16 protein-coding genes and 1 pseudogene are annotated in these 14,233 nt (G+C 71.3%); 5 read left to right on the top strand and 12 right to left on the bottom strand.

Annotated features, from left to right (window positions below; translation table 11 throughout):
* Positions 1–188: 188 nt before the first annotated feature.
* The 3 genes and pseudogenes from ID574_RS61770 to ID574_RS61765 form a co-directional block, all read right to left on the bottom strand.
* Positions 189–815, bottom strand: a complete 627-nt coding sequence (locus ID574_RS61770; RefSeq protein ID WP_442939335.1) for a tyrosine-type recombinase/integrase — start codon at positions 813–815, stop codon at positions 189–191.
* A pseudogene (locus tag ID574_RS62425) lies at positions 801–911 on the bottom strand (FCD domain-containing protein); the annotation flags it as partial. The gene ID574_RS61770 and the pseudogene ID574_RS62425, both read right to left, overlap by 15 nt.
* Positions 912–926: 15 nt before the next feature.
* Entirely contained in the window at positions 927–1,409 is a 483-nt protein-coding gene (locus ID574_RS61765; protein WP_336245555.1) for a GntR family transcriptional regulator, read from the bottom strand.
* A gap of 295 nt (positions 1,410–1,704) precedes the next feature.
* Here ID574_RS61765 and ID574_RS28630 point away from each other — a divergent pair, with 295 nt between their 5' ends.
* The 5 genes from ID574_RS28630 (at position 1,705) to ID574_RS28610 (ending at position 5,141) form a co-directional block, all read left to right on the top strand.
* The gene (locus ID574_RS28630; RefSeq protein WP_127933263.1) at positions 1,705–2,001 is read left to right on the top strand and encodes a hypothetical protein; all 297 of its coding nucleotides are present in this window, start codon (positions 1,705–1,707) and stop codon (positions 1,999–2,001) included.
* 280 nt (positions 2,002–2,281) lie between these two features.
* On the top strand, positions 2,282–2,605 hold the full coding sequence (locus ID574_RS28625; RefSeq protein ID WP_188192075.1) for an alpha/beta hydrolase fold domain-containing protein: 324 nt from the start codon (positions 2,282–2,284) through the stop codon (positions 2,603–2,605).
* Positions 2,602–3,582 (top strand): ATP-binding cassette domain-containing protein, encoded by a 981-nt coding sequence (locus ID574_RS28620; protein WP_188192074.1) that lies wholly within the window; start codon positions 2,602–2,604, stop codon positions 3,580–3,582. The genes ID574_RS28625 and ID574_RS28620 overlap by 4 nt, the downstream gene beginning before the upstream one ends.
* The gene (locus ID574_RS28615) at positions 3,579–4,427 is read left to right on the top strand and encodes an ABC transporter permease (protein WP_223167167.1); all 849 of its coding nucleotides are present in this window, start codon (positions 3,579–3,581) and stop codon (positions 4,425–4,427) included. Before ID574_RS28620 ends, ID574_RS28615 begins: the two co-directional genes overlap by 4 nt.
* An 84-nt stretch (positions 4,428–4,511) precedes the next feature.
* A complete protein-coding gene (locus ID574_RS28610) occupies positions 4,512–5,141 on the top strand; it encodes a hypothetical protein (RefSeq protein WP_188192073.1) in 630 nt (209 codons plus the stop codon).
* Positions 5,142–5,162: 21 nt separating this feature from the next.
* Here the strand turns inward: ID574_RS28610 and ID574_RS28605 are convergent, their stop codons facing one another.
* The 9 genes from ID574_RS28605 to ID574_RS28570 all read right to left on the bottom strand — a co-directional run bounded on the left by ID574_RS28605 (position 5,163) and on the right by ID574_RS28570 (position 14,211).
* Positions 5,163–5,771, bottom strand: coding sequence for a TetR/AcrR family transcriptional regulator (locus tag ID574_RS28605; RefSeq protein WP_223167166.1), 609 nt, complete (start codon positions 5,769–5,771; stop codon positions 5,163–5,165).
* Positions 5,772–5,856: 85 nt separating this feature from the next.
* Positions 5,857–6,609, bottom strand: coding sequence for a DUF6081 family protein (locus tag ID574_RS28600; protein WP_188192072.1), 753 nt, complete (start codon positions 6,607–6,609; stop codon positions 5,857–5,859).
* Positions 6,610–6,739: 130 nt separating this feature from the next.
* Entirely contained in the window at positions 6,740–7,867 is a 1,128-nt protein-coding gene (locus ID574_RS28595; RefSeq protein WP_223167165.1) for a mandelate racemase/muconate lactonizing enzyme family protein, read from the bottom strand.
* Positions 7,864–9,210: a BNR-4 repeat-containing protein gene (locus ID574_RS60195; RefSeq protein WP_223167164.1), complete on the bottom strand. Its 1,347-nt coding sequence runs from the start codon at positions 9,208–9,210 to the stop codon at positions 7,864–7,866. Before ID574_RS60195 ends, ID574_RS28595 begins: the two co-directional genes overlap by 4 nt.
* A 1-nt stretch (position 9,211) precedes the next feature.
* Entirely contained in the window at positions 9,212–10,180 is a 969-nt protein-coding gene (locus ID574_RS28590; RefSeq protein ID WP_188192070.1) for a D-2-hydroxyacid dehydrogenase, read from the bottom strand.
* On the bottom strand, positions 10,177–11,163 hold the full coding sequence (locus ID574_RS28585) for a hydroxyacid dehydrogenase (protein ID WP_188192069.1): 987 nt from the start codon (positions 11,161–11,163) through the stop codon (positions 10,177–10,179). The genes ID574_RS28590 and ID574_RS28585 overlap by 4 nt, the downstream gene beginning before the upstream one ends.
* Positions 11,157–12,314 carry a hypothetical protein gene (locus ID574_RS28580; protein ID WP_188192068.1) on the bottom strand — a complete coding sequence of 386 codons (1,158 nt, stop codon included), beginning with the start codon at positions 12,312–12,314 and terminating at the stop codon, positions 11,157–11,159. Before ID574_RS28580 ends, ID574_RS28585 begins: the two co-directional genes overlap by 7 nt.
* A gap of 8 nt (positions 12,315–12,322) precedes the next feature.
* Positions 12,323–13,201, bottom strand: coding sequence for a carbohydrate ABC transporter permease (locus tag ID574_RS28575; protein WP_188192067.1), 879 nt, complete (start codon positions 13,199–13,201; stop codon positions 12,323–12,325).
* Complete coding sequence (locus tag ID574_RS28570; RefSeq protein WP_188192066.1) at positions 13,201–14,211, bottom strand: carbohydrate ABC transporter permease; 1,011 nt, start codon at positions 14,209–14,211, stop codon at positions 13,201–13,203. Before ID574_RS28570 ends, ID574_RS28575 begins: the two co-directional genes overlap by 1 nt.
* Positions 14,212–14,233: the final 22 nt, after the last annotated feature.

The raw sequence follows: 14,233 nt of genomic DNA, 5'->3' as shown, positions 1-14,233 counted from the left end.
CCTCGTGATCGTCCGGTTCCCCCGGCCATCATGCGGACGCGGGCTCGGCCGGGGTATGGGACGAATGACTGCACTTCAGGAGGAGCAGGGTCGCCCGCCGCGCAGGGCCGGCACAGCACCTCCTCCCGTGACTGCCCGGAGCCCTATGACCAGCGTTCGGTACCCCACCCCACTACACGAGCGCGTACTCAATGAAGTGCGCACCGAGCTGCGTGCTGATCCAAACGCGAAAGGAGTGATAATGCAGTGATGCTGGGGGATCTCTCGCTCGTGGAACCGCGCGCCCCGTTTCCGACCTGGATGTCTTCGTGGTCACCGCCAAGGACGACGGTGACGCGGGCCAGGGCTTTCTCCTTCATGGGCAGTTCGGCGTGCAGGTAGACGCCGGTCGTCTTGGTGCTGACGTGGCCGAGCCAGAGCGCGATGGTGGAGGCGTCGACGCCGGCGTGCAGCAGCGCCATCGCCGCGGTGTGGCGCAAGGTGTGCGGGGTGACGTTCTTGGAAGCGAGGGTTGGGCAGGTGCGGGCCGCGACGGGGACGTACTTGGCGAGCAGGTCGGCGACGGCGTCGCGGCTGAGGCGTCTGCCGGTGTGGTTGGGGAACAGCGGATCCGCCGTCGCCTTCGTCATCCGGAGAGGGCAGGGCGATCCGAGTACTTCGGATGGCCCCGGCGAGCCGGAAGGTAGCGCCGTCAGGGCCGCCGCGGGGGTCCAGGCGCGGAACTCGGCCCCCTGGCCATAGATCTTCTGTGGGTCGGGGCCGAACCGGCCACCACTTGCGTCGGCGACGTCCAGAGCTCCGGTGTCGGTGATCACCAAGCGGCGAGCCAGCTCACTCGCGGTCCACAGCCGGTCGAAGGTCTCCAGCAGGACGGGATTGCCGCAACCCTCCAGCAGGGTGCGGTGGAAGACCCGGTGGGCTTCGGCTCATGCGCTGCTGTAGTACTCGCTCTCCTCCGGCACGTAGGCCGGGGCACGGGCCAGACGGTGGTGGGCGGCTCGTACGCGGGCCTCCCAGTCGACGTCGCCGCGCTCGATGGACATGCGTAGCACGACCGGTTCGATGGTCCGGCGGGCCTCCGCGATCTCCTGCCAGCGGCGGTCGGAGAAGGCCGGGACGGCGAAGGATTCGTTCGAGGAGATGGTGGCGGCCAACCGCGCGGCGAGCCAGCCCTCCGCGGACGTGCCCGGCCATGCCGCCAACGACGTAGGCAACGACGCCGCCGGCCGCGGCCCGGCCACGAGCACCGCGCTGAGCGCCGCCCGGCCGCAGCCGTGCAGCATCGGCTGGGGCGTGTGCCCGCAGCACGGGGCGACGCTCGCGGTCCAGGCGGACCTGACGCGCTGCCAGGAATCCGCTGCCCGCTGGTCCGGCGACCGGCTGAACCAGCCGTGCCCGGAGCCGATCACCTGGACGGAAGAAGCCCGGCACCTGGGCCGCACCGGCATGTGCGCCGGTCACGCGGTGACGCTCGCAGTCGGTGCCGCGGCCACAGCCGTGACCGTGGATGCCGGGCGCGCCGGCCGACCGGGCCTCGTCACGCGCGCTGCTGATGTGGTTAGCGGTAGTGTCGAGATCAGGTTCTCTGAGCGGCGACGTCGCTTTTGGTCCCGGTTTGTCGTGTGCGAAGTCGGAGGTGATCACGGTGTACCAGCTCTTATGACGGCCCCAGCCCGGGGCGTCACGGAGCCGGAAGGTGACCGTATGAGCAAGACCGACAAGACCCGGCCCAGGTGGGTGCGGATGGCCGACGCGCCGCTGGTGACCTGCGTGCCCGTGCATGATCATCGGTTCGGGCCGTGCACGCTGCCGGACGAGGTCACTCCCGACAGCACGAACTGGCGCAGGGGTGGCTGTTACTGGGGCGCCCCCGGCTACCACGTGCTCGTTTGCGAAACCAGGGGCGGGAACCGGGAGGGGTACTACCTCCGTCGTGAGGACCGCCGCCGCAGCCGCCACCAAGCGCGCCGCGAACTGCGCGCCTATCGCGGTGAAGACTGATAGAAGGCGGAGGGCAGGCTATCGGCGGGCACTGTCGTTCCCCGGCCGGTGCGGAACGGGAGCGCAAGGCCCCACTCGGGTCCGCGCAACCCGCCCAAAGCAACTCTGCGTAATGGTTCAGGATCGTCAGGTAGTGGTCACGGATGAGCGGTACCGGATGGTAGCGACCCCCGGTGCGGAGCAGGGTGCTTGCGAATCTTCCGTGTGATCGGGGGGACTTGGTCTGCCCCCCTGAACATTCGTCCAAGACGGCGGCTCCGGTGTCGGACACGCTGCCCTCATGACATCACTGACCGAAAAACCGGCGTACCGCCCGGGGCGCACCTCGCCGGGCACGCGCCTGCTGCTGCTCGGCACTGGCGCGCGGAGCGACCGGCTGTGCTCTCACCTCGCCGCGCGCGTGCCCGCCGTCGTCTCGGTGGAGGACCGCCTGGCGCCCGAGCACTCACTTCCCGCCTCGGCCGAGGACGCGCCCCCCGGTCAGGATGAAGGCCGTCGGCAGGCGGCTGAGGTCGTCATACACGAGGGGCGAGAAGTCCGCCACGTCGCGCACGTCCTGGCCTTCGTCGGAGACCGGCTGCGCCGGGAAGGCGCCGCGGTATGAGCCACGAGACATGGGCGATCGAAACCCGCGGCCTGGTCAAGGTCTTCGGCGCCAACCGGGCGGTGGACGGCGTCGACCTCGCGGTGCCCGCGGGGTGCGTCTACTCCGTGCTCGGGCCCAACGGGGCGGGGAAGACGACCATGATCCGGATGATCGCCACGCTGATCCGTCCCGACGGCGGCACCGCCCGCGTGCTGGGCCACGACGTCGCCGACGAGGCGGCCCAGGTCAGGGCGCGTCTCGCGCTCACCGGCCAGTTCGCGTCCCTGGACGAGGACCTGACCGGGCTGGAGAACCTCACCCTGCTCGCCCGCCTGCGCGGACACCGGGGCAAGGCGGCCAGGAAGCGCGCCATCGACCTGCTGGAGGCCTTCGACCTGAGTGCGGCCGCCAGGCGGGAGGTGAAGACCTACTCCGGCGGCATGCGGCGCCGGCTCGACATCGCCGGCTCCCTCGTCGTCCGTCCCGACCTGCTGATGCTGGACGAGCCGACGACGGGCCTGGATCCGCGCAGCCGCGGCCAGGTGTGGGAGAGCGTGCGCGCGCTCGTCGGCGTCGGCACCACCGTCCTGCTGACCACGCAGTACCTCGAAGAGGCCGATCAGCTCGCCGACCGCATCGCCGTCGTCGACCACGGCCGCGTCATCGCCGAGGGCACGAGCGGCCGGCTCAAGGCTCTGGTCGGCGCGGGCGCGCTGCGCGTGCGGGTCGCCGACAGCGCCGACCGACCGGAGGTCGCCCGGCTCCTCGCGGCCATGCTCGGCGCCGCCCCCGTACTGGAGCCGGATCCCGTCGCGCTCTCCCTGCGGGCGGACGAGCCGGCCGCGGTCGCGCGCTCGCTCGCGGCCATCACCGAACGCGGACTCGGCATCGCCGAGTATGCGCTGGCCCAGCCGAGTCTCGACGAGGTGTTCCTGGCCCTCACCGGAAAACCGGCCGACGGCCCCGCGCCCGGCCATGAGGAGGCATCGACGTGACCATCCACCAGACGGCCGAACGCCCGACGTTCGAGCTCGACACGCGGCTGATCTCCGCCGTCGCCGGCGCGCCTCCGCCGGGCACGGGCGCCGGCGCCCTCCGCGCGACGCTGACCTTCGCGTGGCGCGTTCTGCTGAAGATCAGGCACGTTCCCGAGCAGCTCCTCGACGCCACGCTGTTCCCCATCTTGTTCACGTTGATGTTCACGTACGTGTTCGGCGGGGCGATGATCGGATCGCCGGAGGCGTACCTGCGTTACGCGCTGCCGGGGATCCTCGCACAGACGGTCGTCTTCATGACGATGTACACGGCCGTGACCCTCAACACCGACATCGAGCGGGGCGCCTTCGACCGCTTCCGCTCGCAGCCGATCTGGCGTCCGGCACCGCTCGTCGGCGCGCTGCTGGGCGACATGCTGCGCTACAGCGTCGCCTCCGCGTTCGTGTTCGGCATCTCGACGTTGATCGGATATCGGGCGTCCGGCGGCCTCGGGGGCGTCGCCGGGGCCATCGCGCTGCTCCTGGTCTTCTGCTTCGCGCTGAGCTGGCTCTGGTTGATCGTCGGCCTCACCGTGCGGACCCCGGCCGCCGTCATGGGGGCGTCCACCGTCATCCTCTTCCCGCTGACCTTCGTGAGCTCGGCGTTCGCTCCGCCGGAGACCATGCCGGCCTGGGTGCGGGAGTTCGTGACCCTCAACCCGGTGACGCGCCTCGTCGACGCGGGACGCGGCCTCCTCGACGGCGTGCCCGACGCCGGGGACATCGCGCTCGTCCTGACGCTCTCAGGGATCATGACGGTGCTGTTCGCCCCGATCGCGCTCCGGCTCTACAACCGCAGGACCTGAGCGGCCCCGGGCGTCGCCGCACGCGCCCGCGATCCGCAAGCAGAGCTCAATCCCCGCGCAAGGCGCCGCACTTAGCGTCGGAGCGTGTCCAAACGACTGGTTCTCGGCGGCACCGCCCTCGCAGCGGCCGCAACACTGACGCTGACCTCCGCAGGGCCCGCCTCCGCGGTCGCGCCCTCCGCGCCCGGCCAGGTGGCGAACAAGCTGTTCCGCGCCTGGCTGGCCGCCGACCGCCCGGCCGCCGCCAAGGTGGCCACCCCCACCGCCGTGAACACGATCTTCACGTACGTCTACCGCGCGCCCGACCGCTTCGACGGCTGCACCGGCAACGTGTGCCGGTTCGTCCACACCAGCGTGCGTGTGCCGGGCGGGCTCAACGGCATCGCGATGGTCGTGACCGGTTCGAAGGTCACCAAGGTCTACCTGTCACGGCACCTCGTCAAGCCGTCCGCCGTGGCCGAACACCTCTTCGCCGCCTGGAAGCGGAGCGACAGGTACAGCGGTCTCGAGGTCGGCAGCGCAGGCGCGGTGAAGACGCTGTTCAAGGTGAAATACGACCCGCGCGGCGTCACTCACCACTTCCAGGGCTGCGGCAAGGAGCGGAAGGGCTACTCCTGCGCGTACTCCTACGACGGCGGCGCGATGTTCATGCACGTACGCGGCTCCAAGACCACCGGCTTCCACGTGCACTCGATCACCTACGTCGCCGACTGAGGGTCTGTACGGTCAGGCCGCCTAGGCGGACGCGGCGTCGCCGGCGGGCGGCGGTGCCAGGAGCGTGCGGATCAGCGGCACGGCCAGGCGCAGGACGTCGTCGAGGTCGGCCTCGGCCAGGTCGGGGGTGCGCAGCAGGTGGCGGTGAACGGTGATGCCGAACATCACCGCTCCGGCCAGGGCCGCCCGCAGCCGGGGATCGGGACCCGACAGCTTGGGCGCGATGCGGTCGATGGTTTCGGCGGTGACGTGGGTGCGCAGCAGCTCGCCGGCTTCTTCGCTGGTCAGGCTGGTGCGCAGCAGCGCGGCCATGGGGCTGTCGGGGTCGGCGGCCCAGCGCTGGAGCATGGCGCGCAGGTAGTTTTCCGCCGAAGCCGCCGGGTCGCCGCCCACCGTCAGCGCGTCGATCTCCATGTCGTAGGTGACGGCCTCGCGGAAGAGCTGCTGCTTGGTGCCGAAGTACTGGATCACCGAGGACTTGTCCACCTGCGCCTCGGCGGCGATGGCCCGGATGGTGGCGCGGTCGTAGCCCGCCCGGCCGAACACCCGCCGTGCGGCCTCCAGGATGCGACGGCGGGTGCGCTCACCCTTGCGCTCCTTGCTCTCGGCCTGCCCGGCGGCACTGATCACTGCTGGTCACCTCATTCCTGCGCTGATCGATGCTATCGACTCCCCCTTCGAATAGAAGTAGACAACTGTTGACATATTGCGGGGCTCACGCGTCGACCCCGCGTACGCGGAAGCGGCGCCACCGCGCGTTCAGGCCCTGCCCCTCGAGCGAGCGACTGCGCCCGTCCCGGATCGGCAGCATCGTCCAGATCCCGAACCCGATGCGAACACGTTCGGGGACGAGCGTGCCGTGGGCCTCGTACACCGTGTGGCCGTCGACACGCCAGGCCGCGGTCGATCGGCTCCGGTCGAGCGTGATCTCGCACGCGCGGGGCCGGGTGGCGAAGTCGTCGTGGAAGTCCTCGTACGGCGACTCGACGACGTGGTAGAACGGCTCGTCCGCTCCCCACGCGCCGAGCTGCTCGTGCAACGCCAGCACGCGCGTGGAGGTGCCGCAGACGGCGAACACCCGCTTGCTCACCTCGAAGTCGAAGACGTGGAAGGCGGCCATCCCCCGGCGGTAGTCCGCCGGTTCCCCCCCGACGTTCTCCACCGCGAGGTCGACGGCGAACGTCGCGGGCCGATCCGGCGGCAGCTCGTACTGGCGCGTCGAGAAGGCGAGGTACTTGGGGCTGTCGGCGGGCTGGAACGTGTCGTGCGCCAGCGAGAAGCGCGGGATCGACACACGCACCTCGCCCTCGCCGACGGCCAGCTCCGCGTTGGGGTCGAGGGGGATGTGGTCGCCGCCCGCCGGGAGCGGCAGGCGCGCCGGGCTCCAGCGCGCGGCGTCGAGGTCCGGGCCCTTGAGCTCGTCGTACGTCACGAAGCCGCCGGAGCCTGCGGCCTGCGTCTCAGGCATCGTGGCCTCCACCCTCCGAGTAGCGGGATCCGTCGCCATGGTCCGTCTCCTTTCGTTGCGTCCTCAAGAGCTTGACCCTTGGCGGCACGCGAACGTGACGGCACGACCGACGGACCAGCGCGACCGGCCGTCAGAGGGCGAGCGCGCGGACCGCCTGCTCGTCGACTCCGATCCCCAAGCCGGGGCCCGTGGGCACGTGGGCGATGCCGTCGGCGACGGTGATGACCGGATCCGTGGCGTAGGAGCTGGTGATGAACTGCCGGCCGTTGAGGTCGACCGGCGTGTCCACGCCGAACGCGGCGAACAGGTGGAGCGAGGCGGCCAGCCCGACGTCGGACTCGGTGAGGCCGGAGCCCATGATCGCCAGGCCGCAGTCCTCGGCGAGCTGACACTGGCGCAGAGCCAGGGTCAGCCCGCCGCAGCGCTGCACCTTGGCGACGGCGACGTCGATGGCGTCGAGCCGGACGAACGTCGCCAGGTCGCTCGGGTGGCGCAGGCTCTCGTCCACGGCCACCGGCACGGGGCTGGCGTCACGCAGGCGGCGCAGCCCGGCGATGTCGTTCGACGGCAGCGGCTGCTCGAAGACGGCGACGTCCAGGTCGGCCAGGCGCCGGGCCACCCGGAGCGCGGCGGCGGCCGTGTAGCCCTGGTTGGCGTCCACCCAGAGCACGGCGTCGGGGGCGGCGGCGCGCACGGCGGCCACCACGGCGACGTCCTCGTCCTCGGTGTGCAGGCCGACCTTGACCTTCACGTGGCGGTAGCCGTGGGCGCGGCCCTCGGCCACCGAGTCCGCGGCCTCGGCCGCCGACCGGCCGGCCACGATCCAGGCCAGCTCGATGGTGTCGCGCCTGCGCCGGCCCCACAGCTCGCCGAGGGACAGGCCCCGGCTGCGGGCGAAGGCGTCGTGGCACGCCACGTCGACCGCCGCGCGCGCCAGCGGCATGCCGATCGAGAATCCCTTGCTGATGGTGCGGTCGAAGGCGCGGCAGAGTCCGTCCAGGTCCCACAGCGGACGGCCGACGGCCGCCGGGGCCAGGTAGCCCTCGATGGTGGAGACGATGGACTCGGTGGTCTCGTACGTCCATGAGGGGATCGGGGTGGCCTCGCCCCACCCGGTGGCGCCGTCGTCGGCCGTGACCTTCACCAGGACCCTGACGGCCGGGCGGCCGCCCCGGACGACGGACCCGCCCGCGACGGCGAAGTCGCGCAGCGAGGGCAGGGCCACGGTGAAGGTCTCGACCTGTGCTATCCGGTTCACGTGACGGGCATCCCCAGGACGAACATGCCGCCTGCGGGGACCGCGGGGCTGGAGGCCGAGCCGGTCAGGACGACGCGCGCGGGGTCGCGGAAGCCGGCGATGAGGCTGGCACGCTGGATCCTGGCCGGGGTGGGAACCCTGGCCTCGGAGCGCCAGTGACGCCCGTGCTTGAGGATGTAGGTGTGGACGGCCGAGGTCCCGTCCGCGGGGTTGGCGTAGACGCGCAACGCGGTCGGGGAGATCTGCTCCTTGTCGAACAGGGTCGCCTCCCTGGTCATCTCGGCGATGCGCCATTTCCGGCCCTGCCAGGCCGCCGCGTGCACGACGGTGGTGTCGCCGTCCTGGAGCATGAACAGCAGCACCGGACGGTTGCCCGCCGTCGACCCGACCAGGTGGGTGTAGCCGACGTCCCGGGACAGCGGCTTCGCCCGCTTCAGCTCGGTCTCCAGGACGAGCGGGAGCCGGGACGCCTCGCCGCAGTCCACCCTGGTGCCCAGGTCGTCGCCGGCGGCGCTGTAGAAATGCCGGTCGCCGGGCTGGAAGGCCGCGTAGTAGAGGTTGCGGTGGTAGTAGTCGTGCTCGTGGCGGCCGGGGCCGCCGCCGGCGAGCGTCCAGACGAAGTGGAAACGCTCCGGCACGTTCCCCCGCGCCGGCGTGACCTCGATCTCGCCGATGTACACCTCGTTGCAGTTGTCGGGCCGGTCGGTGGAGCCGATGGCGAACGGGATGCCCTCCAGGTCCTTGGAGTGGGTCCAGGTACGGCCGTCGTCGGTGGACAGGAGGTAGTGGATGGGCCGGTAGTCGGTGGGGAGCGAGGGGTCGTCGTTGTGCGGGGTCGCGCGGAAGAAGAGGTAGATGTCGCCGTTGGCCGCCTTGACGGGCATCGGGTACGTCGAGCGCGGCGCGGCGTCGACGGTCCCGTCGGTCCAGCCGCCCTCGACGGTGTGCGGCTGGGAGGCGGCCAGCCGCTGGACGGAGTTGTGCGAGCCGTAGAAGACCAGGAGCCGGCCGTCACGGGCCTGGATCATCACCGGGTAGTGGTGCGAGTCGGCCTTCGGAGACTGCCCGACCTTGATCGGCTGCGTCCACGTGCCGGCGGCGTGGTCGTAGGCGGCGACGTAGGGGTTGGTGTTCTCTCCGGTCCAGGAGATGAACGTCTTGCCCGCGACCGGGTCGTACAGGCCGCCGGCCATGGCGCGCCGGTCGCTCTTGACCGCCACGCCGGTGGCGACGGTCTGGACGGCGAAGCCGGCGCCGGCGCTGGCGAGCGCGGGCGAGTCGGGCAGGAGCGGGGCCACGGCGGCTAACGTGCCGCCGAGCAGGAAGTTCCGTCGCTTGATCATTTCAGTACCATTCGGACTTGTCGACCAGATTGATCAGTTCCCGCCCGGCCACGAAACGGCGGGCGTTCTCCAGCAGGACGGCGAAGCGCCGCTCATCGGCATGCGGCCCCACGCCCGCCACGTGCGGGGTGATGAGCACGTCGGGACGCCGCCAGAGCGGGTGATCGGCGGGAAGCGGTTCGGTCTCGAAGACGTCCAGGGCCGCGCCGGCCAGGCGCCCCGCGTCCAGGGCGGCGGCCAGGTCGTCGAGCCGGACGATGGGCCCGCGGCCGACGTTGACGACGTACGCACCGGGCTTGGTCAGGGCCAGCCGCCGCGCGTCCAGCAGGCCCTCCGTGGCGGGCGTGTGCGGAACGGTCAGGACGACCAGGTCCGCCTCGGGCAGCAGCCGGTCGGGGGCGTCGGCCGCAAGCACCTCGGCGAAGCCCGGCACGGGGCCGCCGCGCCGGGCGTCCACGCCCACGACCCTGGTGCCGAATGCCGCCAGCAGCCTGCCGACCTCGGCCCCGACGGCGCCCACCCCCACCACCAGGGCGGTGGCCTCGCCCAGGGGGAGCACGGAGCCGGGGTCCCAGTCGGGCGCCCAATGCGCGCGGGCCTGTTCGCGGGCGTACCTGGGCAGGCCCCTGACCAGTGCGAGCACCAGCGCCAGCGTGTGCGCGGCCACGTGGTCGGTGTAGGTGTCACGCATGTTGGTGACCTGTAGGGGGTGCGCGACCAGGGCCGGATGGTAGAACCCCGGAGGCGGCCCGGCCTGCGGGGCCTGCAGCCAGCGCAGTCGCCGGGCGTGCGCCAGCAGGTCCGCGGGAAGCGTGCCGTAGGCGGCGTCGGCCTCCGCCAGCGCCTGCTCCGCCTCCTCGCGGGTCAGCGGCCGGAGCACGACGAGCTCCGGCACGGCCCGCTCCAGCCGGGCCCGCCAGTCCTCGGTGGCCGGATCGTGCGGCGGCAGCAGCACCAGAGTGGTGGTCATGCCCTCCTCGCCAGGGCGGACTCGGTGATCTCGTACAGCAGCGGCTCGCCCGCGACGTAGCGGGCGAGCTCCTCGGCCATCGTCTGCCCGTGGCGTCGCCGCTCGTGGCCCAGGCTGCCCGCCACGTGTGGGGTGACGACGATGTTGGGCATCGTGAACAGCGGCGACCCCGCGACGGGCGGTTCGGGGTCGGTGACGTCGAGGACGGCGAACAGGTCGGTCCGCCGGCCCAGCACGTCCACGAGCGCCGTCTCGTCGACGAGGCCGCCGCGCGCCGTGTTGATCAGGGTGGCGTCGGGCTTCATCGACTCCAGCAGCGCGGCGCCGACCAGGCCGTGCGTCTCAGGGGTGAGCGGCGCGTGCAGGCTGACCACGTCGGAGGTGGCGAACAGCTCCGCCAGGCCGACCAGGCGCACCCCGAGCCGCTCGGCCTCGGCCGGGTCGGCGTACGGGTCGTGGGCCTGCACGACGAGGTCGTGGTGGGCGAGCAGCCGCGCCGTGGCCCGGCCCGTGGCGCCGAGCGAGACCAGCCCGACCACCGCGCCGTAGGCTCCGATCTCGTTCCCGCGCGCGGCGGGGGCGGCGGCTGCGCGGGCGGTCAGCACGTAACGCCAGCCGTGTTTGAGTGCGTACAGGATCTGCGAGAGTGCGAACTCGGCGACCGGGGTGGCGTTGGCGGTGGCCGCCGAGGTGACCCGCACTCCCCTGTCCCACATCTCCGGGGTGACCATCGGGCGGATGGAGCCCGCGCCGTACAGCACCAGCGAGAGCTTGGGCGCGGCGGCGAGCAGCGCGGCGTCCAGTCTGGGCGCCCCCCATCCTGTGACCAGCACCTGGAGGTCGGATAGCACGTCGGGGGTGAGCCGGTCGGCGGTGAGCGGGGGCGAGGCGATGGCGAGGTGCCGCTCGATCGCGGCGCGGGCCTCCGGGCCGTAGACGTCGTCGAAGCGGTGGGGATCCATCACATACAGGCCGTTCAGCATTGCCTCTCCTTCAAGCGGGCCGCCGCCCGCATGCTGTCCAGGCGGGCGGGTGAGCCGAGCCCGGCGTGGTAGTAACGCAGCTGCCGCGCGCCCGCGGCGACGAGGTCGGCCGCCAATGCCGGTATCCGGGCGTGGCCGTCCTCCAGCACGGTGAGGTTGGCGACGAGGGGAACGTCGGTACGGCTCGCCGCGGCCTTCACCTGGGCCAGGGCCGTCTCCTCCTGGCCCCAGCACTTGAGCACGTACGCGTCGACCGGCGCGTCGAAGGAGGCCAGGTCGATCCCCACGTCGGGGCCGGTGACCTGCGGGTCGTCGGTGGCCATGAGCAGCAGCTCGCGGCCGCCGGCCGGCGCCGCCACGGCGCGGACCAGACCGGCGATGACCTCGGTGCGGTGATCGTAGAGGGCGTGGGCGCGCTCGCGGCCGAGCGCGTCGTCCAGGCTCGTCCCGGCCGGGATGCCCTGCTGGAGCTCCGCGTCCACGGCGGCGCGCACGTCGCGCGCCAGCTCATCGACGTCCACGCCGCGCCCGGCCAGCCCGGCCCGGCAGGCCGGGCAGAGGCAGACGGACAGCAGCGCCCTGCCGCAGGCGGACAGGTGGGCGCCGGAGGTCTTCTCGTGGTGGCTTGCGTGCTCCGCGCCCAGCCAGCCGCACGCCTCCAGCATCAGCGCGGGCACGTCGTACTGCTCGCAGACCTCCCGCACGAGGGTGAGCGCGTAGTCCTGGACGGCGGGCTGGGCGGGGCAGAGCGCGTACGGGTAGGACTCGCCGTAGGCGTTCGTCACCGTCAGGTCGGGTGCTTCGCGGCCCAGCACCGAGGAGTGCGTGAGCACGAGCCATGCCTCGGCCCGCAGCCCGGCCCCCGCCAGCGCGGCCAGCGCCGCGCCGAACCTGTCCTCGTCGGGCACTCCCCAGCTCGGCGGGTACGGCCGGAGCCGCCCGCGCCAGCGCTCGGGGCGCAGCCGGAAGTAGGCCGCCGCGTGGTCGGCCTGCACGATGCGGTGGCGCGGATGCCACGGGGTGGTGGCCCGGACCGAGTGGTAGGCGGCCTGCAGGGTCACCGTGCTCACGCCGAGGCCGGCGATGCGCTCGGCCGCCGCGGGGTCGCCCACGATGTCCCAGGTGTAGGCGAACGCGCCATGCCTTACCAAGCGGATTGTCACCCCTTCGTGGCGCCGGCCAGGCCGCGCGTGAAGTAGTTCTGGAAGAAAAGGAAGATCATCAGCATGGGCAGGAACGAGATCGTCATTCCCGCGGCGAACCCGGTCCAGTCGGTGACGTACTCGCCCTGGAAGGACATCATCCCGACGGCCAGGTTCTGCAGGTCCGGTTGGCCGAGCGTGAACACCAGCGGGATGTTGAACTCGTTCCAGCTGCTGATGAACTGGAAGATCACCACCACCGCGATGACCGGCTTGGCCAGCGGAAGGATGAGGCGGAACGTCTTGAGGAAGCCGGCCCCGTCGAGCTTGGCCGCCTCGAACAGGTCGGCCGGGACGCTGGAGAAGAACCCGACGAACAGCAGGACGTAGAGCGCGCCCGCGCCGCCGGACATGGCCAGGATGACCCCGGCCCGCGTGTTCAGCAGGCCGAGGTTCTCGATCAGCACGAACTGCGGGACGATGATGGACGCGACCGGGATGAACAGGGTCCCGACGATCATCCGGTAGAGCAGGGTGCGGCCGGGGAAGTCGTACCTGGCCAGCACATAGCCGCACAGGGCCGCCTTGACCAGCTCGATGAGGGTCGAGACGACCGAGTAGAGCACCGTGTTGAAGAAGTATCCGGAGAACCCGGCGTTGACCCAGGCCCGGGCGAAGTTGTCGAAGTTGAGCTGGTCGGGCACGAGGCTCGCGCCGCTGGTGAACATCCCCGCCTGGGTCTTGAACGCGGCCGAGATCGTCCACAGGAAGGGATAGATCCACACGAGCCCGATGACCAGCAGGATCGGCAGGGCGATGAGGTTGGCCCGCACGGCGTGGCTGCGCCGGCCGGGCTGAGTGCCGGGCTGAGTGCCGGACTGAGTGATCGTCGCCATCAGACGCCGTACTCCTTCCTGAGCCGCTGGGCCCGGCGGACCGCGAGGCCCTGGGCGGAGACCAGCACGAAGGCGATGACGGAGAACAGCAGCGCCGCTGCCGAGGCGTAGCCGTAGGCGAACGGCACCGCGCCGAAGGCGTTCTGGTAGATGAAGTAGGACACCACGTAGGTGCTGGTGCCGGGGCCGCCCGCGGTGAGCGTGACGACCAGCCCGAAGACGTGCATGGCGTTCACGAGGCCGAGCAGGGTGATGATCACGGCGACCGGCTTGATCATCGGCAGCGTGATGCGGGTGAGCTTCTTCCACTCGCTCGCGCCGTCGATTGCGGCCGCCTCGTAGAGCTCCTCCGGCACGTTCTGCAGCGCCGCCATCCAGTAGATCATGTACTGGCCGAAGATCTGCCAGACGGCGACGAGCACGAGCACGAGCAGCGCGCTCCACCGGTTGGCGAACACGTCGAACCCCTGGTCGACCAGGCCGAGATCGCGCAGGATGGCGTTCAGCGCGCCGTTGGACGGGTTGAGCAGGTAGGTGAAGACCATGCCTGCCATGGCGACGGGGATGATGAGCGGCGCGAAGAACATGGTCCGGAAGAACCGCTTGCCGCGCAGCCACTTGCGGGTGAGCAGGATGGCGGCCACCAGCGAGATCGGCAGCTTGATGACGGTCGTCAGCACGGCGAAGACCAGCGTGTTGACCACCGAGAGCCAGAACAGCGGGTCGACCAGGATCGAGCTGTAGTTGCCGATCCCGACGAAGTCGTCGATCGGGCCGATGCCCGTCCAGTCGAAGAAGGAGTAGTAGATCGTCGCGATCAGCGGCCAGATGGTGAAGCCGAGGTAGAGCAGGAGGAAGGGGGCCAGGAAGACGAGCAGCCAGACCCTGTCGAGGCCGCGGACGCGCTCGCGGGAGTGATCGACGCGTTCGGGCACACGCTCGGCGGGCGGCCGGTCCCTGTCCGTCACCTTCTCCCTGCCGGGGGCCGCGGCGGGGGCGGTGGTTGTCATGGATGTCCTCACGAGGGAGAAG

This window comes from Nonomuraea sp. SYSU D8015 (assembly GCF_008065375.1).
Classification (GTDB): Bacteria; Actinomycetota; Actinomycetes; order Streptosporangiales; family Streptosporangiaceae; genus Nonomuraea.
The sequence above is the reverse complement of the archived record's forward strand: the minus strand, read 5'-3'. Positions and strand labels throughout refer to the sequence as shown.